At 59.2% G+C, this 24,745-nt stretch carries 20 protein-coding genes and 1 pseudogene; 10 read left to right on the top strand and 11 right to left on the bottom strand.

The features are described 5' to 3' along the window. Positions 1-87: 87 nt before the first annotated feature. Positions 88-3,516 carry an NERD domain-containing protein gene (locus WB650_RS02030; RefSeq protein WP_423959229.1) on the bottom strand — a complete coding sequence of 1,143 codons (3,429 nt, stop codon included), beginning with the start codon at positions 3,514-3,516 and terminating at the stop codon, positions 88-90. 191 nt (positions 3,517-3,707) lie between these two features. Continuing rightward, positions 3,708-5,468, bottom strand: a complete 1,761-nt coding sequence (locus WB650_RS02025) for a thiamine pyrophosphate-binding protein (protein WP_422300741.1) — start codon at positions 5,466-5,468, stop codon at positions 3,708-3,710. A gap of 218 nt (positions 5,469-5,686) precedes the next feature. Here WB650_RS02025 and WB650_RS02020 point away from each other — a divergent pair, with 218 nt between their 5' ends. The 5 genes from WB650_RS02020 (at position 5,687) to WB650_RS02000 (ending at position 12,350) form a co-directional block, all read left to right on the top strand. Continuing rightward, positions 5,687-7,573, top strand: coding sequence for an FAD-dependent oxidoreductase (locus tag WB650_RS02020; RefSeq protein WP_422300742.1), 1,887 nt, complete (start codon positions 5,687-5,689; stop codon positions 7,571-7,573). 329 nt (positions 7,574-7,902) lie between these two features. Next, positions 7,903-9,165: an acyl-CoA dehydrogenase family protein gene (locus WB650_RS02015; protein WP_422300743.1), complete on the top strand. Its 1,263-nt coding sequence runs from the start codon at positions 7,903-7,905 to the stop codon at positions 9,163-9,165. 30 nt (positions 9,166-9,195) lie between these two features. Further along, on the top strand, positions 9,196-10,755 hold the full coding sequence (locus WB650_RS02010; protein WP_423959226.1) for an AMP-binding protein: 1,560 nt from the start codon (positions 9,196-9,198) through the stop codon (positions 10,753-10,755). A 13-nt stretch (positions 10,756-10,768) separates the two neighbouring features. Next, positions 10,769-11,992 (top strand): thiolase family protein, encoded by a 1,224-nt coding sequence (locus WB650_RS02005; RefSeq protein WP_422300745.1) that lies wholly within the window; start codon positions 10,769-10,771, stop codon positions 11,990-11,992. A gap of 19 nt (positions 11,993-12,011) precedes the next feature. Beyond that, positions 12,012-12,350, top strand: coding sequence for a hypothetical protein (locus WB650_RS02000; RefSeq protein WP_423959224.1), 339 nt, complete (start codon positions 12,012-12,014; stop codon positions 12,348-12,350). 84 nt (positions 12,351-12,434) lie between these two features. Here the strand turns inward: WB650_RS02000 and WB650_RS01995 are convergent, their stop codons facing one another. The 3 genes from WB650_RS01995 to WB650_RS01985 form a co-directional block, all read right to left on the bottom strand. Then, positions 12,435-13,721 carry an FAD-dependent oxidoreductase gene (locus WB650_RS01995; protein WP_422300747.1) on the bottom strand — a complete coding sequence of 429 codons (1,287 nt, stop codon included), beginning with the start codon at positions 13,719-13,721 and terminating at the stop codon, positions 12,435-12,437. A gap of 74 nt (positions 13,722-13,795) precedes the next feature. After that, positions 13,796-15,373 carry a wax ester/triacylglycerol synthase family O-acyltransferase gene (locus WB650_RS01990; protein WP_422300748.1) on the bottom strand — a complete coding sequence of 526 codons (1,578 nt, stop codon included), beginning with the start codon at positions 15,371-15,373 and terminating at the stop codon, positions 13,796-13,798. A 62-nt stretch (positions 15,374-15,435) separates the two neighbouring features. Beyond that, positions 15,436-15,693: a hypothetical protein gene (locus WB650_RS01985; protein WP_422300749.1), complete on the bottom strand. Its 258-nt coding sequence runs from the start codon at positions 15,691-15,693 to the stop codon at positions 15,436-15,438. Between the two features lie 332 nt (positions 15,694-16,025). On the opposite strand from WB650_RS01985, the gene WB650_RS01980 reads away from it, so the two are divergent. Further along, entirely contained in the window at positions 16,026-17,126 is a 1,101-nt protein-coding gene (locus WB650_RS01980; protein WP_422300750.1) for an LLM class flavin-dependent oxidoreductase, read from the top strand. A 150-nt stretch (positions 17,127-17,276) separates the two neighbouring features. Further along, the gene (locus tag WB650_RS01975; protein ID WP_422300751.1) at positions 17,277-17,519 is read left to right on the top strand and encodes a cupredoxin domain-containing protein; all 243 of its coding nucleotides are present in this window, start codon (positions 17,277-17,279) and stop codon (positions 17,517-17,519) included. Here WB650_RS01975 and WB650_RS01970 read toward each other — a convergent pair. Genes WB650_RS01970 through WB650_RS01960 form a run of 3 tightly spaced genes read right to left on the bottom strand, consistent with a single transcriptional unit; the run spans position 17,516 to position 20,705 of the window. Continuing rightward, on the bottom strand, positions 17,516-18,709 hold the full coding sequence (locus WB650_RS01970; protein ID WP_422300752.1) for a dihydrolipoamide acetyltransferase family protein: 1,194 nt from the start codon (positions 18,707-18,709) through the stop codon (positions 17,516-17,518). The genes WB650_RS01975 and WB650_RS01970 overlap by 4 nt on opposite strands. A 26-nt stretch (positions 18,710-18,735) precedes the next feature. Further along, positions 18,736-19,707, bottom strand: coding sequence for an alpha-ketoacid dehydrogenase subunit beta (locus WB650_RS01965; protein ID WP_422300753.1), 972 nt, complete (start codon positions 19,705-19,707; stop codon positions 18,736-18,738). Positions 19,708-19,730: 23 nt separating this feature from the next. Next, positions 19,731-20,705 (bottom strand): thiamine pyrophosphate-dependent dehydrogenase E1 component subunit alpha, encoded by a 975-nt coding sequence (locus WB650_RS01960; RefSeq protein ID WP_422300754.1) that lies wholly within the window; start codon positions 20,703-20,705, stop codon positions 19,731-19,733. Positions 20,706-20,794: 89 nt separating this feature from the next. Here WB650_RS01960 and WB650_RS01955 point away from each other — a divergent pair, with 89 nt between their 5' ends. Further along, positions 20,795-21,019: a hypothetical protein gene (locus WB650_RS01955; RefSeq protein WP_422300755.1), complete on the top strand. Its 225-nt coding sequence runs from the start codon at positions 20,795-20,797 to the stop codon at positions 21,017-21,019. Between the two features lie 9 nt (positions 21,020-21,028). On the opposite strand, the pseudogene WB650_RS01950 reads toward WB650_RS01955, so the two are convergent. Next, a pseudogene (locus WB650_RS01950) lies at positions 21,029-21,349 on the bottom strand (acetoacetate decarboxylase family protein); the annotation flags it as partial. A 298-nt stretch (positions 21,350-21,647) separates the two neighbouring features. Here WB650_RS01950 and WB650_RS01945 point away from each other — a divergent pair. Both WB650_RS01945 and WB650_RS01940 read left to right on the top strand, forming a co-directional pair. Further along, a complete protein-coding gene (locus WB650_RS01945) occupies positions 21,648-22,343 on the top strand; it encodes an AMP-binding enzyme (RefSeq protein WP_422301958.1) in 696 nt (231 codons plus the stop codon). Positions 22,344-22,401: 58 nt separating this feature from the next. Continuing rightward, entirely contained in the window at positions 22,402-23,184 is a 783-nt protein-coding gene (locus WB650_RS01940; protein ID WP_422301956.1) for a nitroreductase family protein, read from the top strand. A 4-nt stretch (positions 23,185-23,188) separates the two neighbouring features. On the opposite strand, the gene WB650_RS01935 is transcribed toward WB650_RS01940, so the two are convergent. After that, positions 23,189-24,340, bottom strand: coding sequence for a thiolase family protein (locus tag WB650_RS01935; protein ID WP_422301954.1), 1,152 nt, complete (start codon positions 24,338-24,340; stop codon positions 23,189-23,191). Then, complete coding sequence (locus WB650_RS01930) at positions 24,337-24,738, bottom strand: Zn-ribbon domain-containing OB-fold protein (RefSeq protein ID WP_423959220.1); 402 nt, start codon at positions 24,736-24,738, stop codon at positions 24,337-24,339. The genes WB650_RS01935 and WB650_RS01930 overlap by 4 nt, the downstream gene beginning before the upstream one ends. Positions 24,739-24,745 lie beyond the last annotated feature (7 nt).

Here is a 24,745-nt window from a genome sequence, read left to right as displayed (position 1 = left end):
TAGGGCAGCGTAGTTTCGCTTTCGCTGCCGGCGTCGGTTTTGGGGCACACGGCTGGGAAAATCAACAGGGAAGCATCGAAACATGCCTCATCTGGTTGTCTCGAAACCGCGCTCGCGATTTCGAATCTTCTTAATTGCCGCAATGGCGGCAGCGCCTACTCTCGCGTCCTCAGCCGAACTTTTTAGCAATTCTATGTTCGCCTCAATTCCGAACTCGCCAAGGCTGTCGATTACGAACCGAAGGCGTTCGATGTCTCGACCCTGCCAAACCCGAAAAAGTGAAGTCAGACTATCTTTATTTGACAGGCTCGTATCGAGCATCTTGCGAGTCTCATTCGGGAGGAGCCGCATCAGCTTTCCATGCACATCTTTGCGGAGCTCCGAAAACCCGCCTGAAACGCTAATTTCGTAAAAGACATCGGCAGCCGCCAGTGGCGCCTCGCGGTTAAGGCATTTCCACAGCGACTCTATTCGAGCCTTACCCGGCGCGGACTCAAGGCGAAACATCCAGAACAGCATCTGAGCCACGAGTCCCCAAGCTCTGAGGTCCGGCGTCTCTTGACCCTCCAGGCGGCAGGGTTCTGCGCTAATCGTGGCCCAGCCTGCGATGCCCAAAATCAACGCGCCCACCGCGTCCTGTCGAAAAGGGGAATCCTTGTCGAGAAACGATGCGAACCGCTGGTAGATGGGCGCTGCCAAGGCGCTACCGTTCGCGATCAACTGCTCCAGAATCCAACTGATATGGAACCCTGCTTCAGCAGCCATTCCAGCGCGGCAGAGGACGCTCACCTTCTCACCCTCATCGAGCGAGTCGTAAGCCTCCGAATAGACTCCTTGAAAAATGTCTTCGAATATTCGGCTCAATAGGCCATAAGCGGTATCCGCTAAAAACTGATCGCGCGATTGTTTAGGTTCGAGACTTATGAGGAACAAATCGTGTTCCGACAGCTCGCCACGAGCAGCCCTTCGGAATTCGTCCAAGGCGCCCTCAAGGGGCACAGGGGGATCCATGGCTCCAAACCCGCTAAGAGCCTCCAAGATGCCAATCGTGTCGACTCTTACTGATTCAAGCATCCCCTCAAGAATTTCAATAATTCTGCGTCTGGCTTCAGGCCGCTCTTCCGCGACATAGGCGGAACAAGATTGAATCATTGCGACAGCCTGAACCCAAAGAATGTGGATTCGACTCTCGGCTGCAATTTCGAGCAGCTTCACACGCACATCCACATCGGTCGGTTGATCCCATCTTACTAGCTCTAGAATCAGAGACAATGCGAAGTCTGATCGTGGCGCACTCATAGCTCGATCCACGAGGCCGTCATACAGATCTCTAGCCAGTTGGCGAGCGCGGTGGGGGAACGCGTTCATACGGATGCAGGACATGATACGCTCGAGCGGTAGTTGCAATTTACCACCGATCAACACGCCGGTGTTCTCTCGGATAAGTTCCCCCCAAGCTGCGCGCACGCTGATCTTGAGCCGTTGAGCGACCCGGTCGGTTGCCGCCCTCAGGGTCTGCTCCGCAAGGTCCAACAGCGTAAAAAAGCGATCGCGAAATTGTTCGTCGTCCAAGCTTCGCGCAAATAGGCTACACAGTTGTGCCTCGTGCGCAGACCACTGACGCGTCCCGCTCAGAAGCGCCGATCCGACCCTGCGTTTCTCGTCAGAATCCTCGAATGTCTGAAATGTCAATTCAATGCTTCCAAGGTCTTGTATGGCATTGTCGATAAGAACATTACACTCCTCTCGGAGGACCTGGCGCGCCTTGGATCCCGCCTTCCCCTTCAAAATATCAAGAAGAAAGTCGCCGCTATTGACGCTGCGAAGAAGTTGCTTGATGTCCGACGACGAGGTGTATTTAGGTAATATAAATTCTATAAGATCTTGATTCGCGGGTTTGCTAAGTTCCTCGCCGAGTTGGACCAAGTCGACTCGATCCCTCCATACGGCTTCGGCGAGAAAATAGTCCTTCAGCAGATCGTGCTGGAAAGAAACCATATCGTCGCCAATCGTCAGTAACCGACACCCGCGCAGTTCATCTAGTACGTGCAGGGACCCGCGGCTTCGTTTGAGCGAGGCCTCCACGCAGCGCTCAAATTCGTGCAGAGAGATCGAGCTGACGAAATTGATACTCAGTTGTCGGGCCAGGTCGCGTAATGCTGAAGCTGCAACGGCAGAATAATGCGCCGGCAAGATTTTCCGGCAATAGAGTCCGTACAATTCTGCCCGGGTGAGAGACTTGCGAGCGTCGGCGTGGACCCTGCCAGCGATCGTGAGGTCGAACGCCGTACCGAACGCTTCACAAAACTGCTCTAGATCTGGCGTATCTGCAATACCGGCGTGGAAACTGTAGATCGCGCGCTTGTGTTCCGGCGTTAGTGGCGCGAGGTTGACTGGGTGCGCTGTGAACCCGCCAGGCAAGTGAAATTCGTGCTGTGATCCGATGATCACACGTGACTCACATTGCACTTGGAAAGCTAGAATATCCTTGAGCAAATCCGGGACAAACGGTTCGCGGCCGGTGATGCCATCGACCACGAGAAGAGGTTTCAAAGCGCACTTTCGAATGCTATCTAAGAAGACTCTGGGCTCAATTTCAGTATAGGGACCGACGGCTCTGCGAAGTGCTAGCGTAAAGTCGCCTTTAAGGTGTCTCGCCTCGACAAGGATGGGGATCTCTTCCTGCTTTGAAGCTCTCCGGGCCAAGTGCTGCAGATGAAACGACTTCCCTAGTCCGCTGCGACCTAGAAGTAAGTAGTTCGATTCGCCCAGGAGATTTTCTACGACATTTTCTCCACACGTTTCACCTTCCGCGTGATCCAACAACGGTCCAAGCTCCTTAGCTAAGGTGTTTTCTACGCGAGCTAAATATTCTCGCGTATGATGCTGAGCGAGATTGAAGGAGGGATCGATGGCCCCTTCCAAACTGACTGGCGTCAACCGAAGATATTGCGTAGCGAAGCGTCGCCAGTCATCGAGGCTCCAGCTCGAAGTCAACGGTCGTGTTCTCAGTGCGGAGAGGGTGTCACTATAAGACCTGACCCAAGCTTTAAAATTTCCGTGCGTGACGTGAGAACGAGGGTGTAGCTTGGGATATATGCAAACGCTCGCGTCAAACTCGAAGAAGCGCCCATTGAGAGGACTCGGAGCGCCAGCGAACCGTTTTCGATACTGGTGCATCGCATCGTTAACTATGAGCTTGTCATCCTTCGCTTGTTGCCATGGGTTTTTGCCGGGATAGGTCACAAGGTTGCCGCTGGTGTCTTCGATCTTCCATGGCCCATTCTCACTCCCGAAAACCGGGCCTGAGAGACACTTCAGTTCCAGCAGTTCCGCTCGCTTGTTGGTGACAGCGACGAAGTCAATTTGCGCGGAGGTCGAGTTCCGTACGACCTCAAAGTTCGCTAGAATCAGACACTGACCTTCAGAGGTTAGGTCCGAATGTAGTTTGGAGAGAAATCTGGCTTCGCTCCCAGCGAGAGGAGCGCCAATGAAGACTTCAACGGTAGGTTTCATACTTCTCGCCAGGTTCCACACCCGACGCTTACACTGCGACACGAACCTACCAGTCACGTAACTTATTATTTACCGCTTGGTTCTGTCAAGCTGTCTACCGCGCGCTCAGTTCCAGTGAGCGCGATTCGCGACGCGAAGACCTATCTGCACAAGGGCGCGATACCCAATCACGCCCCCGCGTACCATTCTTTTCAATCCAGTTTGCGCTTTCCATAATAGGGCAGCGTAGTTTCGCTTTCGCTGCCGGCGTCGGTCTTGGGTTTTTCCTTCGCGGGCCCCGAAAGGCCGGCGCTGTACATCGCGAGAGTGCCCGGCTCGATCACGTCGCGGTCCGTGACGATGTTGAGGCAGGCCGGTCGTCCCGAAGCGAGCGCCCGCTTGAGCGCCGGCGCGATATCGGCCGCGCGCTCGACCAGTTCGCCCTGCGCGCCAAGGCCCTCGGCGGCGCGTTCGTAGTGAACCATCCCGAGTTCGGTCGCCATGCTGCGGCCTTTGCCCCACATCAGTTCCTGCCCGTGTTTCGACATCCCCCATTGCTGATCGTTGTTGACTACAACGCTGATAGGCAGGTTGTTTTTCGCGGCGGTATGGAATTCCGAGAAATTGAGTCCCGCCGATCCGTCGCCGACGATGCAAAAAACCTGTTGGTCAGGATGCGCCGCCTTGCACGCCAGTGCGAACGGCATGCCGGTCCCCAGACATCCGAGATAACCATGAGAGAGGAATCGTCCCGGGTGGCGCGCCGTCCACGCATTCGACATCCAGTTAGCGGTCTCGCCTCCGTCGGCGACGACGATCGCGTCGTGACTCAAGGTCTTTGCGATCTCATGCACCATCCGCGCCGGATGAATTGGGCCGGGTCTGTCTTTGAGCGCTTCGTCAAAGCGATGACGCATCGCATTGCGCACCGCGTTCAGCCGCTCGATCCATTCCGCATGAGGGTCGAACTTCTCGCCCTTCGCCGCTTCGCAGGCCTGGCGCAGGAATTCGCCGCAATCCGAAACGATGCCGAGCTCGATATTCCGATTGCGCCCGATCTCCTCGGGCTCGATATCCACCTGGATTACGCGAGCGTCGCCCGGAATCACCGAGTTGCGTCCTCCCGTGAACATCCCGATTCGCGTGCCGAGCATTATTACCAGGTCTGCGCTGCCGCCGCTCTTCGAGTGGATAGCTGGATGGATCGCGCCGAAGCCGCCGAAGCATAGCGGATGCTCTTCGGAGATCGAGCCGCGCGCCTTGGCGTTGGTCATCACCGGCGTGTTGGTAATCTCGGCAAAACGCGTCAATTCCGCCGCGGCCTGCGCGAACCATATTCCACCGCCGGCAAGGATCGCCGGACGCTTAGCCTCACGCAGCCATTTGAGCGCCTGCGCCAGCGCGGCTTTGCCAGGACCCGCAGACTCCTTGAGCCGATCCCTCGGAAACTCGACTCGCTCCTCATCGACGCGTGCGAACAGCACGTCAATCGGCAATTCCAGGAACACCGGCCCGGGACGGCCAGTTGTCGCGTGACGGAATGCGGCCGCCAGGTACTCTGGAATCCGCTCGGTATGCGTGACGCTGCGCGCCCACTTGGTGATTGGCCGCAGGATGCCCATCTGATCGACGGCTTGCAGCGGCAGCCTGTCGTCGTCGGCCAGTGGACTGCGCCCGCCGATCAGAATCATCGGGATCGAGTCCATGAACGCGTTGGCGGCGCCAGTGACCGCGTCGGTGACTCCCGGCCCCGCGGTCACGATGGCGACGCCCGGACGCCCGGTCGTGCGAGCCCATCCGTCAGCCATGTGTGCCGCCGCCTGCTCGTGACGAGTATCGATCACACGCAAGCCGTGAGCACTGCAGGCCGCGTAAATCGCATCGAGATGGCCACCATGCAGCGTGAAAATTTCGTGAACGCCCTCGTGCTCGAGCGTCCGTACCAGCATCTCGCCGCCATCGATCTTTGCCATTGGAGAATCTCCTTGTGCGGTGCGATCTCAAGCGCGCCGTCCGCGCTGCTCGAACGTATGTAGCGCGCACACCTCTCTTCAGCTTATAGACCCGCGCGGCGCTTCCGCCTAGCGGCGCATTGAACCTCGATCGAAAATGAGATGACACTCTGAACTGGAGGGTGGGTCGGTCTGATGGATCGAAAGCCTATCGCGGAATCGGGAAAGGGTAAGGGCAAATGAACAGAAGAGCATTCTTGAAAGCAATCGCGTCGGCGGCGGTCATCCCGATTTTGCCGATTTTGCCGCGCCGCCTGTTAGCTAGCACAAATTTCCGCCGGCGCCGTCCGTCCGATGCCACGTGGCCGTCGCAGTCCGCGTGGAAGCAACTCAATGAGGCAGTCGGCGGAAATTTGATTCCCGTCGACTTTCCGCTCTCGGTACTCAAAACCGATCCGGATGGGGCCGTGGCCAAGCGTCTCTCGATGATCCTGGCAGATCCATATTACATCGGCGATCAGCCGGGGCTCACGCAGACCTTGGGATGGGTCGACGCATGGGCCACCCAACCAAGCGTTTACGCGGTCGCCGCAAGAAATGCGCATGACATTGCTGAGGCCGTGAATTTTGCTAGCGAAAATGACTTGCGCCTGGTGGTCAAGGGCGGCGGGCACAGCTACCAAGGCACGTCCGATGCGCCTGATTCGCTTCTGATTTGGACCCGGCACATGGACGAGATCGCGATGCATCCCGAATTTGTTCCACAGGGATGCGAGCATACTTTACAACCGCAGCCGGCTGTGACGCTCGGCGCTGGAACGATCTGGATTCAGGCATACGACTCGGTTACGACCAAGGGTGGAAAATACGTTCAGGGTGGCGGATGCGCGACAGTAGGCGTGGCGGGTCTGATTCAAAGTGGTGGCTTTGGAAGTAACTCGAAGCATTACGGCACCGCCGCGGGAAGTTTGCTGGAAGCCGAAGTAGTCACCGCCGACGGCCAGATTCGCATAGCGAATGCATGCACCAACCCCGATCTGTTCTGGGCGCTCAAGGGCGGTGGCGGCGGTACCTTCGGCGTAGTGAGCAAGCTGACATTGCGCGTGCACGATCTTCCCGAGTTCTTCGGCGTCGCCAATTTCACAGTCAAAGCGTCGTCGGATGATGCGTATCGGCGTCTGATTCGCGAGTTCGTGAGCTTCTACCATAAGCATCTGTTTAACGACCATTGGGGAGAGCAGACCCGCATGGGGTCCGACAACAAGCTCGTCATCAGCATGGTCGCTCACGGATTGAACCTGGAGCAGGTGAAAGAGGCGTGGCAGCCGTTGCTGGATTGGGTGGCGCGTTCAGGAAGCGAATGTTCGATTAAAGGACGGACGGTTTTCGGAGCCATACCGGCGCGACACATGTGGGACGTGCGATGGATGAAAGAGCATTGGCCTGAAATCGCTTTTCCCAATCCGAATGGCAGCTTCCTGATCGGGTTGCTTGACTATGGCCTCTTACACTTGATTCCGCAGCCGCTTGTGGACTTCGATAGTCGCCCTGGCGCTGGACCCAATAACGTCTGGTGGAAGGGGGACGGTGGGCAGGTCGGATGGTTCATTTGGGGGTACGAGTCGCTGTGGTTGCCCGCATCGCTGCTCGAGGATGGTGCGCAGCAGCGTCTCGCTGACGCATTGTTTGCGGGCTCTCGCTTTTCAGATATCGGACTGCACTTCAACAAGGGACTCGCGGGATCGCCACCCGACGCCTTAGCTTGGGCGAAGGACACCGCGACGAATCCGACAGTACTGACCGCCTTCGCTCTCGCGATCGTGGCCGACGGGCAGGGGCCGGCATATCCGGGAATGCCCGGGCATGAGCCATCGGTTGTAGAGGGCCGGAAAGCTGCGGAGCGCATTGATCGATGCATGAATCAACTTCGAGCCGTCACAGGGGAAACGGGAGCGTACGTGAGCGAGAGCAATTACTTCGAGAAGGGATTCCAGCAAGCGTACTGGGGAAGCAACTACCCTCGCCTCGCAGAAATCAAGAAAAAATACGATCCGGACGGGCTGTTCTTCGTCCATAACGGAGTTGGCTCGGAACAATGGAGCGCGGACGGCTTCACGAAGCTATGAGTTTAAGAGGGACAAGGTCGCCGAGCGTCAGCCGGAACGCTGTCCTTCGAATACTTGTGTCAAAGAATTAGCTTCCTTTGGCCGACCTGCTGCCCGGTCAGCGGCCATTGCGGTGTGGTCTGCCGTGCGCGGTCCCTACGCTCACCTTATAGACCCGCGACGCGAATTCGGCCAAGCGAACGCCGCCATTTGAGTTGTCCCGAAAGGAATCATTGCAGCGATCGGATACACCTCGCCAGGGAAAAAGTCGTCATTGAACGATCGTTCAGCGCAGGCACGACGTATGCTGTTGGTTTCCATACGCCGAACACGACCGCGTGGAGCAAAAAATGGAGACCTACCGCGAGCTGAACCTCGAAATCCCTAAAGACATCGAGTCCGTCAAGGAAAGCGTCCATCGCTTCGCAAAAGATGTCCTTCGCCCGGCTGCGGCGGTGCTCGACGGGATGACGGATCCGCGCGAGGTGATCGCGCTCGATTCACCGCTAAGAAAGGTCTTCAAGCAGTCATACCAGTTGGGCTACCACGTCGCGGGCCTTCCCGTGGAGATCGGCGGGATGGGACTGCATGGGCTCGGGATGCACGTGCTGATCGAAGAGATGTCGTGGGGCGCGGTGGATCTTGGGTTGAGCCTTCTGTGCGCCAGCTTCCCGTTTACCGCGGCCGCCGCGAGCGGCAATCCGGAGCTCCACGAGAAATTCGTTCTGCCTTATGTAGCCGATCGCGAAGGAAGCATGATCGGATGCTGGGCGATTACTGAACCTCAACACGGCTCCGATGAATTGGTGCCCGGCACGCCGCAGTTTCACAATCCGCGCGTGACCGGCCAGGTCGTCGCGCGCGCCGATGGCGACTCGTACCTGATCAACGGACAGAAGGCGGCGTGGGTTTCGAACGGCACGATCGCAACTCATGCGGCGCTGTACCTGACGACCGAGCGCAAGGCCGGCATGGCCGGCGGCGGTATCGCGTTCGTTCCACTCGACCTGCCCGGCGTGTCGAAGGGCAAGCCGCTCAACAAGCTCGGCCAGCGCGGGCTCAACCAGGGCGAGATTTATTTCGACAACGTCAGGATTCCACGCACCTGGATGCTGACCGGGAGCAACGGCTACGAGCTCGAGCTCGAACGAACTCTCACTTTTGCCAACTCCGCGATGGCGGCTGCGTTTACCGGCGTCGCGCGCGCCGCTTACGAGCAAGCGCTCGAGTACGCAAAGCAGCGCATTCAGGGCGGGCAGGCAATCTGCGAACATCAGCTGGTCCAGAAGCATCTGTTCGAGATGTTCACCAAGGTCGAGGCATGCCGCACCCTTTCGCGCGCCGTGATGATCTACAACCAGACCTCGACGACTCCCTCTCTGGAGCATGCGATTGCGGCCAAGACGTTTTGCACCGAGACGGCCTTCCAGGTTACGAGCGACGCCCTCCAGGTATTCGGCGGCAATGGCCTCAGCAAGGAGTATGGAATCGAAAAACTTTTCCGCGACGCACGCGCCTCGTTAATCGAGGACGGCACCACCGACGTGCTGAGCCTGGCGGGTGCGCGCCACATTCTGAGTCACAACGGCGTGACCGCTCACGCGGCAGCGTAGGAACCCGAAGCAACCGCGGAGGAATCGATCATGGCGCGCCTTCAAGGACCGATCGAGCAGCTGATCAGGTATCGCGTCGCGCAGCATTCAGCCGAGGTCTGGCTCAAATTCAAGGACCAACGCTTCACCTGGGAACAGGTGCTCGACAACATCCAACGCGCCGCCAACGGCCTGCTCGACTTGGGTATCAAACCCGGAGAGCGCGTCGCGATCATGATGGGCAACCGGCCGGAGTTTATCTGGCTGCACTTCGCGATCGGATTCATCGGCGCCGTCAGCGTTCCCGTGAACACTTCCCAACGCGGCGCTACGCTGCATCACATTCTCGCGGATTCAGATTCAACTGCAGTCATTTTCGAAGAACCGCTCAGGGAAGCGATGATGGCGGTCAAGGCTACCGTGCCGAACCTTAGGCGCACGGTGGTCGCGGACGGCAAGGCAGGAGGTGGAGTCGATTGGACGCTCGAGCGACTGTTCGACCATTCCGCTCGCGAGCCGCAAGTAGAGGTCGGCCAACACGCGGGCGGCGGCGGCATGATGTACACGTCCGGGACAACCGGACCGCCGAAGGGCGTCGTCGCCAGTGGATCCGACGGCTACTCTCTCGCCACCGTCCTTGCCGCCACGGGAGTCAAGCCGGGCGAGACAATGTACACGGCGCTGCCGCTGTTCCACGGCAACGCGCTGATGATCTCGGGCTTCGGCTCGATGACGCTTGACGCGAAGTTCGCTCTCGGCGAGCGCTTCAGCGCTTCAAGGTTCTGGGACGACTGCCGCAAATTCGACGCGGTTGAATTCAATACGCTGGGAGGGATGCTCTCGATCCTGCTCAAACAAGCGGCGCGGCCCGATGATCGAGAGCATGACGTGCGAGTGGTGCTCTCGGCCGCATGCCCTCCAAACGCCTGGAAGGAATTCGAGCGGCGCTTCGGCGTAAAGATCGTCGAGTTCTACGGAATGGTGGACTCACCGGGGCTCCTGCTCAACGACGTCGGTCGGGTCGGGTCGATGGGCAAGCCGGTGGGCGGGGTGGATTTCAAGGTCGTAGATGATGACGACAATCCGCTCCCCGCCGGCAAGGTGGGCGAATTGGTCTTTCGCCATCCCAAGGGCCAGCTCAGCCAATATCACAAGCTGCCTGAAGCTACCGCCGAGGCATATCGGGGCGGATGGTTTCATTCGGGCGATCTCGCGAAGACCGACGACGACGGGTTCTTCTATTTCAGCGGCCGCAAAAAAGCGTCGATTCGAAGGCGTGGCGAGAACATTTCCGCCTGGGAAATCGAAACCGTCGTCAACGAACATCCCGCGGTGCTCGAATCAGCCGCTTACGCGGTGCCGTCCGAGCTCGGCGAGGACGAAGTTAAAGTCGCAGTCGTCGTGAGAGACGGTGCGCGCTTCAATCCCGAAGAACTGATCGAGTTCTGTCGCGGACGAATGGCCTACTACGCGGTCCCTCGATACGTCGAGATGGTCGAAGAGCTTCCCAAGACCGGCACCCAACGAATTCAGTACGCCGTACTCAAGCAGCGCGGCATCGGCAACGCGTGGGATCGTGAAAAAGCGGGAATCAACGTCGCCCGCGTCTGACAGGGAGAATGGTATGTCCAACAGAGAACGTGTGACAGTCGCCGGCGTCGGGATGACGCGTTTCGGCAAGTATTCCGAGCGCGGCGTTCGCTCGCTGGCAGAAGAAGCCGTTGGCGACGCGCTCAAGGACGCGGGCATCGTACCCAAGGACGTCGAGGCGGTTTTCTTTTCCAATGCAATTTCCGGATTGATCACAGGCCAGGAAATGATTCGGGGACAGGTCGCGCTCCGAAACACCGGAGTCCTTGGCGTTCCCCTGTTCAATGTGGAGAACGCATGCGCCTCCGCGTCGTCAGCGTTCCACCTAGCATGGATGGCGATTCAATCGGGACTGTACGACGTCACGCTCGCGGTCGGCGCGGAGAAGATGACGCATCCCGACAAGGCCCTCACGTTCAGGGCTATCGGCACCGCCGTTGATCTGGAGCAACTTCGCGAACTCAAGGCTCGAATGGAATCAGGCGACAAGAAACCTGAAATCGAGGGTGGCGAAAAGAAATCCTTCTTCATGGACATCTATGCGGCCTCCACGCGCGAGTACATGAAAGTGAGCGGGGCGACCGCGGAGACCTTTGCCGATATCGCGGTGAAGAGTCACGCCTTCGGCGCGCTGAACCCCAAGGCCCAGTTCCACGAACGCGTTACCCGCGAGCAGGTCCTTGCCGCGCGCGAGGTCTCTGCGCCTTTGACCGTGTTGATGTGTTCGCCGATCGGAGACGGCGCCGCAGCAGCAGTGCTGATGTCGGAGAAATATGCGCGCGGATTGGGTATCGCATCGCCGGTCGAGGTGCGCGCTTCCGTAATCTTTTCGGGACGCGACCGCGCAGCTGACGAAGCCACCGCGCTCGAGCGCGTGGCCAAGCGCGCGTACGAAATCGCCGGCGTCGGGCCCTCGGACATTGACGTGCTCGAAGTTCACGACGCCGCCGCGCCCGCCGAACTGATCGCATGCGAGGAACTCGGGATCTGTGCCAAAGGCGAAGGCCCGGAGTTTCTCGCGAGAGGGGCCATGGATCTCGGCGGAGCCCACGTTGTCAATCCGAGCGGCGGACTCCTCTCGAAAGGCCATCCGATTGGCGCCACCGGAATCGCGCAGATCGTTGAAGTCGTCGATCAGCTGCGCGGGCGATGCGGCGCGCGGCAGGTGGAAGGCGCGCGGGTAGGGCTCACCGAAAATGGCGGTGGCTTCCTTGGACGCGATGCCGCGGCGATGTCGGTTCACATTTTCTCAACCTGAATCCTTCGGAGTAAAGATGATGACCGAGCAAACCATCGATTCATTCAATTCAGTCAGGACTTGGCGGCGCGATCTGAGCGATCAATGGGGCGGCGACCCGATCGCTGAAGAGCCGGAGAAATTGCAAGCGCTTCGGCGTTTTTGTGAATTCGTCGGCGAAGACCCCGACGCGATCGTCGCGCGATGCTTTCGGGTCAGGAAGTCAGACGGCGAGCAAGTAATCAGCATAAAATGGCGTGCCCACTACGCCGAGAAGATTCGGGAGTTTCGCGAACAGAACCAGGACCAGGAGTCACAACGCCTTGCCGCCGACGTGCTGAGCTTTCTGATCCACAACGGCGTACTGGTCCAGGTCTAGGAGCTTCGGAAAGACCCGTCGGTGCAGCAGTATCAAGTTAGGTTTACTGCGCAGACCTAGTGCCCCGTTCGACACTCCGAAAGGCTATTTGGCCTCACTTGCCGCGTATTGTTCCGCGCGCCGCAAAGCGTCCTGCTTCCGGATGGCGCGCGCGCCCAGGAAGGGCACGTCACGACCGCGCAACATCAGGTTCCAATACAGCCATGGCAACCCGTAGCGCTTCAAAAGCCAAGTGTCATAGCGCTCCGATGCAGTGTTGATGAAGGGGATAGTCGGCGTCGGCTTGCCGGTATAGTCGAACTCGCACAGCAGCAGCTTTCCATACGCGGTCGTGATCGGACACGCGACGTAGCCGTTGTAGTTCGCGGTTGGCAAAGCACCGCGCATCACCGCGAGCAGGTTGCTGACGACGACCGGAGCCTGCTTGAGGGCTGCCGCGCCAGTTTTTGCGTTGGGCGAACTGGCCACGTCTCCCAAAGCAAATATATTCGGATAACGCTTGTGCTGAAGCGTATATTGATCGACCTCGACCCAACCGAGCCCGGGCTCTTGTTGCGCAGGTAGCGTACTGTTGCGGATGAATTCGGGAGCTACCTGCGGCGGCGTCACGTGCATGATGTCGTATCCAATCGTGACTCGCGCCTTGGCGGGATCGTTTTTCTGGACGAAGATGGCTTCCTTCTTGTCCGGCCGAATTTCCACCAGGTCGTGACTGAACCGCGCGTCGATCTCATAGCGCCGGACCACGGTGTCGAGGACCGCGGCGTACTCCTTGATTCCATAAATCGTTGGAGTGGCCGATCCATAGATGACGTTGGCGGAGATTTTGTTCCTGCGGAAATGATCCGCCGCGAGGTACATGATTTTCTGCGGCGCACCGGGGCATTTTATGGGCGTCCCCGGCATATGGAACAACACCGTGCCGCCCTTGAAGTTGCGAATCAGGTCCCAGGTCTGGGGCGCGTTCTCGTAAGTATAATTAGTCGATACCGAACCGTCGCCGACCGCCTCGCGAAGGCCTGCGATCGCTTCCCAATTGAGTTCGAGACCCGGCGCGACGATCAGGAAATCGTACGCGACGCGCGCACCGGAGCGAGTCGCGACACATTTGGACTCGGGAGAGATTTCGCTCGCCCAGTCCTTGATCCATGTGACTCCCGCCGCGATGTAATCGCTCTCCGAGCGCGCGGTCGCCTCTCTATGGACCGCGCCGGCGCCGACCAGCGTCCATAGCGGCTGGTAGAAGTGCTTCTCCGACGGCTCGATGATTGCCACATCGGACTCACCTGCGCGTCGGAGCCGCGCCGCGACAGTGAGTCCGGCAGTGCCACCACCAATGATAAGGATTTTATGACGGCTGTTTTGGGCCATGCTGGACACTTTCCACACCGCTGCTTCGCACGATCTCCGACTTCCGGCGTGCGCGGCAGCTATTCAATGGGCGTTCATGCGGCGACCGGATGTGGTGAGCCATCTGCGCTCGCCGCATGCGCTGTCGCACGCTTCGGTTTCTTCACGGGCGGCGCCTGCTTCTGTACAGGCACTTTTTGCGCGATGGCTGCCTGCTTGAGTTCCTCGAACACCTGTTCCACCAGTGACTTCATACGATCTGGATCCGGCATCAGATTGGGCTCAGCCATCATCGTGAAATAGAGATTCTGGTTGTAGCTTACGATCGGCACGCCGAATCCGAGATTGCCGCCCAGCGGAAGCAGGCCAACATAATCGACCATCCGATGGCCCGCGAGATAGAGCGGCACCTGGGAGCCGGGAACATTGGTGGCAACAAAATTTATTCCCATCGGCTGCGCCAGGGGTCTGGTCAGTGACGGGAGAATTCGCTGGAACGACACGGCGGTATCCATGGCCGCGGTTGCGATTCGCGCGAGCGTCGCGACGATTGCCGGCGAGGCGCTTTCGCCATAGCTCATCAATCTCTCCAGCGCCTGCGGCTCTCCGGCCTCCTTGATTCTTTGAGTCTCCGCAGTGACAAGTTTCAGCCTCGCCACCGGATCCATCGGTTCAGTGGGCAATTCGGGGAACATCATCGAAACCCGATTCCCCAGCGACCCGTTTTCGTCTTCAGCTCTCACACTAACCGGGCATCCAATTCGAAACGGAGCGCCGGGTTGGACGCCATGATAACGGAGGTAGCGGGCGGCTCCTTCGCTGAGCATCGTCAGCACGACGTCGTTGATCGTGCCGCCGAAAGCCGTGCGAATCTCTCGGATATCCGCAAACGACGTGCGGAGCCAGGCCAGCGTCCGTTTCTGGCTTACGAAACTGGCATTCCACGGCGTCGCCGCGATCGGCCGCGCCATCTGTTGAGCCAACCTAGCGACGGTGCCCGCGTCCGTTCCGAGACTCTTGACCAACGAGCGAAAGTTCGGCGCCTCCCGAGTCAGCCGGCGGATCGAGTCGACCTGCTCCCGCGCGCGGTCAAGCGTGACCTCGATTATCTGTCGCAGCGGACCTGGCAGAGGCTTTGGAGACCATCGCTCGACATTCGATTCCGGCGCCGGCGACCCCGGCCGGAAATCCATCACCACGTTCAACAGCTCCATTCCCGACACCCCATCGACGAGGCAATGGTGAATCGACCACATCAGGACGGAGCGATTGCCTTTGAAGCCGTTGAAAAGGTGCACCTCCCACAGCGGCCGCTTGCGATCCAGCGGTTTTTGGAAGATCGCCAACGCCGTCTCCATCAGCTGCGCTTCGGAAGTATCCGCAGGCAATTGGTGAAACTTGACGTGATTCTCGATCTTGAAATCGGGGTCATCCTCGAGCGTCGCGTGATCAAGATTGAAAGGCACTGTGACCAGGCGCTGACGGTAACGCGGAACCAGATGCAGTTTGCTCTCGAAATGCCGCATCAATTCGGGATACGTGATCTCGTCTTCGAAGAACGAGAACGAGCCGATATGCAGTGGCCCATTGCGGGACTCGCCGTAAATGAATGTGGCGTCCTGGCCGGTGAGCCGATGGTTCAGATTTTCTATTGCAATAGACTTTTCCGCCATTGTCCTCTCGCCTCTCAATCCGGTTGCCAGGTTATTTCGCCACTCGTCGCGCTCTCGGCAAGCTAGCTGAGTTTTTCCAGACAGCCGCGACCGCATTCGCGAGGCCATTGCGTGCATCGAATGATTCGAAGCCCGGGCATCCCCAGCGCAGCGGTCGCCGCGGCCATTTCAACGTCTACCTGAACCGCCGCGTACTCATTCTCTTCGGGGCAAATCACCTGCTGTGGTTCACGAAACCGGGCGTAAACGTCGGTCGCCACAGGGTTGAATGGGCACAGTGCCGCGATTACACGGACAGAGTTCGTTAAGGGAGTCTTCATGGAATCGGTCCCTCATTCGAGGCGCCTCGATGCTGCTGGGGCGCCTTCGCTCATTCGGTTTTGTTCAACGATCAGACAGCAAAGAGCGCGCCACCGGCTTGATGCGAATCTTGCGCCGGATGACGGGTAGCGACTAAACGGATTGTTGCCAAACGATACAGGTGGCTCTGTCGGACGCATCCGGCAACTGTGCGTGGAGAGACGGATCCTCGCCTTATCATCGACTGTAACCGCATGCGGGCGATAAGGCCGATGGTACGCCGGCGAGACATTAAGCGGCATGAGAAATGCGTTCTTTCGTAGCGAATAAGCCCGAGACGTAGGAGCTGCATATGAAGTTCGGCATGCTGCATTTTTTTGAACATCCTGCCGGGGGCAAGAGCGAGCGCAAGATAATCAGAGAGCAGCTCGACTGCATGCGCGCGGCCGAGGACATGGGCTTTGACTCCATCTGGGCGCCCGAACACCACTCCACCGAATATGGCTTCAGCGCCTCACCTATGGTCACGTTGGCCGCAGTCGCATCGGTTACGAAACGGATCCGACTCGGTAGCGGAGTTTTGGTGCTGCCGTTTAACGACCCGATCCGTGTGGCCGAGGAAGCAGCGATGGTCGACCTGATGAGCGACGGCAGGCTCGACCTCGGGGTTGGGAGAGGCTTCCAGCCGATCGAGTACCAGGGTTTCACAGTGAATCAATCCAAGTCGCGCGAGATTTTTGACGAGGCTCTCGACGTAATCGTGCGCGCATGGACAGAAGAACCGATGAGCTTCAAAGGCGGTCACTTTGATATTCCGGAGCAGTCGGTGCGTCCCAAGCCCTTGCAGAAACCTCACCCGCCCATATGGATCGCCGCAATCAGTGATCCTTCCTTCGAATTGGCTGGTAGGCGCGGGTTCAACTTGCTCTGTTCACTGGTCTACGGCTTTAGGTCCGAGCGCCTCCACCAGCTTCTTGCGGACTATCGTAATGCTCTACTCGACCAGGGACATAACCCTGATGAACGCGAGATCGGTGCCTTGTGCATGGTCTATTGTTCCGAGTCGACAGAACAGGCTCGGCAGGATTTCGGTGCTCCCGTCCTAGGGTACTATCGAAATGTTGCGAACCTCATAGCTCCGCTCCGCCAGCCGCCTCCGGAGGGATACGAGACCTACCCGAGCATTCGCAAGGCGATGCAAAGTGTGCAGTGGGACGAGCTTCTCAGCAGTGGCACCTTGATATGCGGAAACCCTGCCTCGTGCATCCGGCAGATTGAAGAGCTGCAGACGAAGTACGGTTTCACCCAGATACTGTGCTGGACCAGGCTATCCGGTCTCGAGAACCGAAAGGTTCTGAGAAGCATGGAGCTTATGCAAACGCACGTGATTCCGCACTTCAAACGTCCATCTCACGAGAGAGGCACACTGCGCGCTGGTTTGCGCACCCCATAGTGATCCAGGGCATGCATGCTCGGCGTCGGCTGATTTTCTGACACCGATCCTGGCAGAAAGCCCCATTTATCCTTTGACCTGCTGAACCTGCAGAAATGATTGCAGCACGTACCGTAATCGTTCGAGCGACAGTGGCTTCGAAATGTAATAGTGGAATCGGGAAACACTGGCGGCATCGCCCGTAGCGTCGACTTCGTTGGCGCGATCCTTCCGGAGGGCACGGCATCTTCGCAGTCGGGAGTCATGGCGCCCACCAAAAGCTACAGGTTCACGTTCAAGGCGCCCGGCAGTTACGCGTACATCTGCCGGTTCCATGTAATCAACGGGATGATCGGCAAAATCGTCGTGGTCCCCGACGAGCCAGCCTCTGGGACCACGGCCGGCCCTCGCTAGACGCCGTTTGGGCAGTGGTTGAAAATTTCGATCACGGTTCGAAGGAACTCCGCTGCCGGGGCGCCATCAACTACTCGATGGTCAAACGTCAGGCTCAGCCAAATCATCGCGCGCTTTGCGATCGCGTCGTTGAAGACGGCGGGCTTCTCGACGATTCGGCCGACGCCGAGGATTCCGGTCTCGCCGGGATTCAGAATCGGCGTGAAGGCGTCGATACCGAACATGCCGAGGTTGGTGATCGTAAACGTCCCTCCGCTTACGTCTTCGAGCTTGAGATGCCCGGCGCGCGCCTTTTCGCCGAGTGCTCGGCTTTCGACCGCGATCTCCTGAAGTGACTTGCTCTCGGCACGCTGCACGACCGGAACGATCAGACCCTCATCGAGTGCGACGGCGATTCCGATATTCGCGCTTGCATTGAGGACGATCTCCGCGCCGTCGAGGCGCGCATTCATTCGCGGGTGGCGCATCAAAGCGCGCGCGACCGAATGAATCATCATATCGGTGTATGAAAAATCGAACTCGCGGGTCAGGCGAGTGCGAAATTCGGTCGCCGGCGTCACGTCGGCTTCGGCGGCGATGGTGATCTGCGCGCTAGCGTGCAGGCTCTGATGCATCCGCTCGGCGATCACCTTGCGTGCGCCACGAAGGGCGATGCGATCGGCGGACGACGCCGCTGCCGATATTGGTGGCTGCACCTTCGTCGAGGATTTGGATGCGCGCTCGACGTCTTCGCGGGTGATCCGTCCACCGGGACCGGTGCCTTCGATTTTATCGAGATTCACTCCAAGTTCAGACGCGAGCTTGCGGGCAACCGGGCTTGCGCTGCGCCGCCCGTTCGCATTGGCGGCGGCGGTCCGATCGGAGATCGGCGGCGATGTCGTGGGTGAACCTTGATTGGCCGGTTGCGATGCGGATTTACCGTAGCGCGCCGCGATCGCCGCGACATCCTCTCCCGCTTCGGCAATCACGGCCACCGCCGCTCCGCACTCAACAGTGGCGCCTTCGTCGAATAGCGTGGTCGCGAGAGTACCCGACGCGGGCGCTTCGACCTCGTAGAGAACTTTCTCGGTCTCGACTTCGTAGAGCGGCTCGCCCGCGTTGACAAGCTCGCCAGCGGCCTTGAAGAAACGCTGGATGGTTCCTTCATGCATCGTCAGCCCGAACTTGGGCATCATAACTTCAACTGCCACAGTCAGTTCCGCAATTGCCGGCCGGTCTATCGTCCGACCACGTCGCGAATCGCGGCTTCGATGCGAGCCTCGTCCGCGATGGCCGCCTTTTCCAGCGGCGGACTGAACGGAATCGGCACGTCGAGCGAGGTGACGCGGCGGATCGGTGCGTCGAGAAAGTCGAAGCCCTTGTCGGCGACGATCGCCGCGATATCGGCGGCGGCGCCCCCGCGCAGATGGCCTTCGTCTGCGATCACGATGCGATTGGTTTTCTCGACTGAAGCAAGGATCGCATCTTCGTCGAGTGGAATCAGCGTGCGCGGATCGATCACTTCGACTGAGATTTTTTCCTGCTCGAGCCTGGCCGCAACGCTCATCGCTTTCGGCACCATCGCGCCGATCGCGACCAGCGTAACGTTCTCGCCTTGCCGCTTGACCGCGGCCTTGCCGAGCGGCACCAAATGATCGCCGGCGGGGATATCCTCCTTGAGGCGGCCGAGCGCGCCGTGTTCGAAAACGATCACCGGATTGTTGTCGCGGATCGCACTCTTTAGCAGGCCTTTCATGTCCGACGGCCCCGAAGGGACGACCAGCTTGAGTCCCGGGACGCTCAGAAATTGCGCGTACACTGTCTCGGAATGTTGCGCGGCCGCGCCACCCATCGCACCGAACACGGCGCGAAACGTTATCGGCATGGTGGCCTGTCCGCCCGACATGTAACGGAGCTTGGCGGCCTGGTTGCAGACCTGGTCGAAGGCGCAATAGAAGAAGCTGGCGAATTCGACTTCGCAAATCGGCCGCGTCCCCGCCATCGCGGCCCCGACCGCCGCGCCGACGAAGCCGGCCTCCGAGATCGGGGTGTTGCGAACGCGCTGGGCGCCGAACTTTTCGATGAGCCCCTTGGTCGCGCCGAACGCCCCGAGCACGACATCCTCGCCCATCAGAAAGGTCAGCGGGTCGCGTTCCATTTCTTCGGCGATGGCCTGGTTTATAGCCTGGATAAAATTGGTTTGCGGCATGATATTTCCTCGGCGGCGGGCGCTCAGGCGTAAACGTCGTCGGTGACTTCCGACGCCGCGGGCAGTTCGCTCGCGCGCGCGAATTCGATCGCATCGGCGAGTTCCTTTTCGGTGTCCGTGACGATCTTCTTCAGTTCGGCCGAGCTTATCTTGCCGCTCTCCGCACACCATTTCTCGAATCGAATCAGCGGGCACTTGCGCTTCCATTCCTCGACTTCGGATTTCTCGCGATACGCGCGGTCGCCGAGAAAGGCTTGCTCGCCGACGACGTGCCCCTCCCATCGATAGGTCTTGCATTCGAGCAGGGTGGGACCTTCACCGGCGCGGGCGCGGGCGACCGCCTCGCTGGTGTAGCGAAAGACTTCGAGCACGTCGTTGCCGTCGACGATGTAGCCCGGGATGTCGTAGGCCTTCGCGCGCACTGCGATGTCTTTGACCGAGGTCACCGCCGCCATCGGAGTGAATTCGCCGAAGCCGTTGTTCTCGCAGACGAAGACGACCGGCAACTTCCAGACTGCGGCGAGGTTGAGCGACTCGTGGAAGGTGCCCTCGTTGGAAGCGCCGTCGCCGAAGAACGCCACCGTGACATCGTCTTTGCCAGCGATCACGGCGCCCAGCGCGGACCCGGTGGCGATCGGCAGTCCAGCGCCGACGATCCCGTTGGCGCCGAGGATGCCGAGTGAGTAGTCGACGATATGCATCGAGCCGCCTTTGCCCTTGCAGTAGCCGGTGCGCTTGCCGAATATCTCCGCCATCATCCGATCGAGCCGTCCGCCCTTGGCGATCAGATGTCCGTGTCCGCGATGCGTCGACGTAATGCGATCGGTCTTTCGCAGCGCGGCGCAGACGCCAGTGGCAGAAGCTTCTTCGCCGATCGAAACGTGGACGAAGCCGGGAATCTCGTTGGCCATCGCCAAGTCACGCGCCTTGGACTCGAAATGCCGGATCTTTTGCATCGTGCGGTACATCTCGAGCAGCTTGTCCTTACTAATATCCATGAGCGGTTACCTCCAAAAGGATTCGGGCAAAGGCGGCATTGTCCCCGCGAAAACTATCCTCAACAGCAGAAACCGTCAAATGAGCGCGCTTGTTCAATATTCGTGCGAGTGCCACAAGTAGGGAAATCCCGCCTCAGGAGGATTCGCAGTATGGCCAGGCACGGACGTCTCAACCTCGGCAACGCAGGATACTCGATGCTTATGCCGCCGCTCCGCATGGCATCAACGTGAACGTGCTATGTCCGGGATGGACCAACACCAGGCTGGTGGATTGGAACGTGCTGGGCGCGATGATGGGAGTGAGCGCGATTTAGCGCACCGGACTATTCGAGATGATCGATCACCTTGCCGAATCCTAGCGTCATCTCGCTAAGCATGTAGCTCGCCTGGATCACCCGCTTGACCGGCAAACGGTTCCACGGATCGAGCCGCGAGCTTTCCGCGAAAGCAATCGAGCCGACTCCGATCCATGCCTCGATTACTCTGACCTCGGCGAGCGTCTCGATGAGCTCGGCACAGGAGGGACGCCCTTTCTCTTCGGGCGAAGGTATCAGGCGCATGCTGACGGGGGGCGGCGCGGCGGAGTGCCCATTGGCGGCCGGCCGCTCCGGACGAACGATCGCGCTGGCGAGGCGGATACCTGCGGGACGTTCGAGGCTTCTCTAGTTCAATCGCTTTGTCTCACCCATTCGCGGACTTTTGCAAATGGTCTAATTCGGGCCTGTATCGAAAGCACCCATACGGTGCGTCTTTTCGCGCCATACCCAAGCCGCGTTCTCGTTAACCCATTGGGTTGGCGATAGTCATCTCGTGCGTTTGCGCGATGTCCAGGGCGCGCACCCGTGGCACGTTCGATGCACGATCAACGAAAGCTGAGCACCGATTGGGTGGCGACTTTCCAAGCCTGCAGAGCGAGGAGAAACGGGCCGATGGATACTTACCGTGAACTCTGTCTGGGGATCGTTCGGAGTCAAAATCATCGAAGTCTATGGAATGGTCGATTCGCCCGGGTTCCTGATGAACGACGTTGACCGCGTCGGCTCGATGGGCAAGCCGGTCGGCGAGGTAGAGTTCCGCGTGGTCGACGATAACGACAATCCGCTGCCCGCGGACAAGATCGGCGAACTCGTCTTCCGCCATCCCAAGGGGCAGCTTAGTCACTATCACAAGCTTCCCGATGCGACCGCGGAGGCATACCGCAATGGATGGTTTCATTCTGGCGATCTCGCCAGGACCGACGAGGATGGTTTCTACTATTTTTGCGGACGCAAGAAGGCGTCGATCCGCCGACGCGGTGAGAATATTTCCGCATGGGAGATCGAGACCGTCGTCAATCAGCATCCTGCCGTGTTGGAATCGGCGGCCTATGCAGTGCCGTCGGAACTCGGAGAGGATGAGGTCAAGATCGCGGTTGTGTTAGCGCCCAACGAGAGAATTCGCTACGAAGAACTTATCGAGTTTTGCCGCGACCGGATGGCCTACTACGCGGTGCCGCGTTTCATCGAATTTGTCGACGAGCTTCCAAAAACCGGCACTCAGCGCATCCAGTATGCGGCCCTGAAAGCGCGAGGTGTGGCCGGCGCGTGGGATCGCGAGCGGGCAGGCATCAAGGTCCAACGAACGCGCGCGTCAGCGTGAACTGGTCGCCGTCGAAGCGGCGCAAAGTGGTACGACATTCGCGACGCGAGGAGGAACAATGGAATTCCAGGAATTAATCGGCACGCGGCGTTCGATTCGATTCTTCGATCCCAAGCGACCGGTCGAACAGGAAAAGATTCAGAAAATTCTGGAGGCTTGCCTGATCGCTTCATGTGCGGTCAATGCGCATTGGCTGCGCGCAATCGTCGTCAAGCGTGACGACATCCCGAAGGCCGAACTCGAGAAACTGAAAAACCCGGTGCAGGCTGTCGTCATAGAACTCGCGCCGGTGCATATCTACTTCTATGCTGACCTCGGCGTGGTGAATCGGGTCAAGGGTTCCCGCCTGCGGCAGTTGGTCGATGCAAACATCGTCGCTTCGACTCATGGTTGGAGTACCAAGTTCGTCGATGAGGTCGTCTATCCGATGATACTCAAGCCGATGACGGAATCGCCGCAGTATCCGGCCATGGCGGCTTTCGATTGCGGCATCGCGGCGTGTCAGGGACTGCTGATGGCGTTCGAGCAAGGACTTGGTGCGTGTCTAACTGCGTTCACTGCTCCTATCATTGGCGCGATCACCAAGCCGCCCGCAGACTGGTTCCCGCTCTACCAGCTGAATGTCGGTTACTCGTTGGAGTCTCGCGAAGCTGGCGGGCAGCGGCCGCGGCCTCCGTTCGAGGAACAGTATTTCCTGGGCAAGTACGGGAACCCGTTCCCGCGCGATCCCAAAGTCGTCGAGGAACTGAAGAAATCCAAGATGCTGCAAGCGCCGGCGCCGCAACCGGGCCGTAAGGAGGAACTCCGTCGTCTCGCAAGGCAGCTGAATCTGCCGGAGTGATCGCTCAGGCAGCTCTCTGCAGGACGTGCGCGACGCAGACCGCGCCGATTCCGACCATATGCGCGAGACCGATCCGCGCATTCGGCTGCTGGCGAATGCCCGCTTCTCCACGCAACTGGCGCGTAATTTCGACCACCTGGCCCGCTCCTGTAGGTCCGATCGGATGGCCCATCGCGAGTAATCCCCCGGACGCGCTAATCGCGCATTTGCCGCCGATGTCGGCGTCGCCACTCGCGATCATCCGCGCTCCCTCACCTTCGCCACACAAACCCATGGCTTCGACGTACAGCAGTTCTTCGATTGTGAACGCGTCGTGCAGTTCGACTACGTCGAGGTCCCGGGCCGAAATTTGTGCCTGCTCGTACGCTTGCGTAACAGTTTCGCGAGTGAGTTCGGCGTCGAAATTTCTTTCGCCGCGATAAATCCTTTCGCTCCGCGAGATTGACGCAATTACACGCACCGCGCGGGAACGATCGATGCGAAGCTTCTCGATAGCGTCGTCGGACGCAACGATCACTGCGGCGGCTCCTTCGCCCACAGGGCAGCATTGCAGCCGCGTAAGCGATCCGGAAATTCGCGGACCGGCGAGCACCTCTTCCAAAGTGACCGCCTTCTGTCGCTGCGCATACGGGTTGTTTGCACCGTTGCGATTATTCTTTACCGCCACTGCCGCAATCTGCTCGGCGGTGGCACTGTAACGATTCATGTACTCGTTGGCGAGGAGGGCGAAATGCGTAAACGGAACGACACGGCGCCCGACCAGGTCGTGAATATTGGTCTTTGCCGAAGCCAACGCCATCGGTGCCGGCTTGTCCACTCCGATCGCGATTGAGACATCGGCGATGCCGCCGGCGACATCGAGACAAGCTTGGCGAACGGCGGTCGAGCCTGAAGCGGATGCGTTCTCCACTTGCGCCATCGGTATGCCGGTGGCCCCGAGATATCGCAGCATCGGGCGACTCGCAGCCATTCCGAGCATCGCAGTGCCAGTGTATGCGGATTCAACCGAGCGCCATTCGATATTCGCGTCCTTAAGCGCCTCGCGCACCGCGGTCAGTCCGAGCGTGACATAGCGAGTCTCGCTCATACGCTGATACCGATGCAGCCCGATTCCCACAGCGTACACGGGACGCATTTCGCGCAGCGTCTTCTTCATTGCAGAGTCTCCGGCTTTGCGAAACGGAGTTCGTTTGCGGGCGCGCCGCCCTCGTTATCGACGGTGACGACAACCGCGCGCATCCGATCTCCAATCTCCAAACCGTCGTCGGTCTTGTGAGTGAGAACCGCTCGAATCGCAGGTCCATCATCAAGAACGATCACTCCGACCGTGAATGGAGTTTCTATTCCGCGGGCCTGATGCAGATTGACTGTCGCGAAAGAACTCAGCACGCCTTCACCTTTGAGCGATTTCGCTTCGAGTTTCTCCGGCGGTGCGCCGCAAAACTCACAACCATAGCTCTGCTTCGGAAAAAATACGTAGCCGCACGCGCGACAGTATCCTCCGTTGAGTGTCGGATTGGGCGAAGCGGAGAAGAGATTCGTTGGCGCCGTCACTTGACCG

Origin of the sequence: Binatus sp. (SeqCode), from assembly GCF_049584895.1 — a bacterium.
Classification (GTDB): Bacteria; Desulfobacterota; Binatia; order Binatales; family Binataceae; genus Binatus.
The sequence above is the reverse complement of the archived record's forward strand: the minus strand, read 5'-3'. Positions and strand labels throughout refer to the sequence as shown.

What these genes read in the sequence shown, in the direction of transcription:
- WB650_RS02015 (WP_422300743.1), top strand. Translation starts at nt 7,903, where the DNA reads ATGGAGACCTACCGCGAGCTGAACCTCGAAATCCCTAAAGACATCGAG.
- WB650_RS01935 (WP_422301954.1), bottom strand. Translation starts at nt 24,340, where the DNA reads ATGAAGAAGACGCTGCGCGAAATGCGTCCCGTGTACGCTGTGGGAATC.
- WB650_RS01940 (WP_422301956.1), top strand. Translation starts at nt 22,402, where the DNA reads ATGGAATTCCAGGAATTAATCGGCACGCGGCGTTCGATTCGATTCTTC.
- WB650_RS01995 (WP_422300747.1), bottom strand. Translation starts at nt 13,721, where the DNA reads ATGGCCCAAAACAGCCGTCATAAAATCCTTATCATTGGTGGTGGCACT.
- WB650_RS02025 (WP_422300741.1), bottom strand. Translation starts at nt 5,468, where the DNA reads ATGGCAAAGATCGATGGCGGCGAGATGCTGGTACGGACGCTCGAGCAC.
- WB650_RS02030 (WP_423959229.1), bottom strand. Translation starts at nt 3,516, where the DNA reads ATGAAACCTACCGTTGAAGTCTTCATTGGCGCTCCTCTCGCTGGGAGC.
- WB650_RS01985 (WP_422300749.1), bottom strand. Translation starts at nt 15,693, where the DNA reads ATGAAGACTCCCTTAACGAACTCTGTCCGTGTAATCGCGGCACTGTGC.
- WB650_RS02005 (WP_422300745.1), top strand. Translation starts at nt 10,769, where the DNA reads ATGTCCAACAGAGAACGTGTGACAGTCGCCGGCGTCGGGATGACGCGT.
- WB650_RS02010 (WP_423959226.1), top strand. Translation starts at nt 9,196, where the DNA reads ATGGCGCGCCTTCAAGGACCGATCGAGCAGCTGATCAGGTATCGCGTC.
- WB650_RS02020 (WP_422300742.1), top strand. Translation starts at nt 5,687, where the DNA reads ATGAACAGAAGAGCATTCTTGAAAGCAATCGCGTCGGCGGCGGTCATC.
- WB650_RS02000 (WP_423959224.1), top strand. Translation starts at nt 12,012, where the DNA reads ATGACCGAGCAAACCATCGATTCATTCAATTCAGTCAGGACTTGGCGG.
- WB650_RS01965 (WP_422300753.1), bottom strand. Translation starts at nt 19,707, where the DNA reads ATGCCGCAAACCAATTTTATCCAGGCTATAAACCAGGCCATCGCCGAA.
- WB650_RS01960 (WP_422300754.1), bottom strand. Translation starts at nt 20,705, where the DNA reads ATGGATATTAGTAAGGACAAGCTGCTCGAGATGTACCGCACGATGCAA.
- WB650_RS01980 (WP_422300750.1), top strand. Translation starts at nt 16,026, where the DNA reads ATGAAGTTCGGCATGCTGCATTTTTTTGAACATCCTGCCGGGGGCAAG.
- WB650_RS01990 (WP_422300748.1), bottom strand. Translation starts at nt 15,373, where the DNA reads ATGGCGGAAAAGTCTATTGCAATAGAAAATCTGAACCATCGGCTCACC.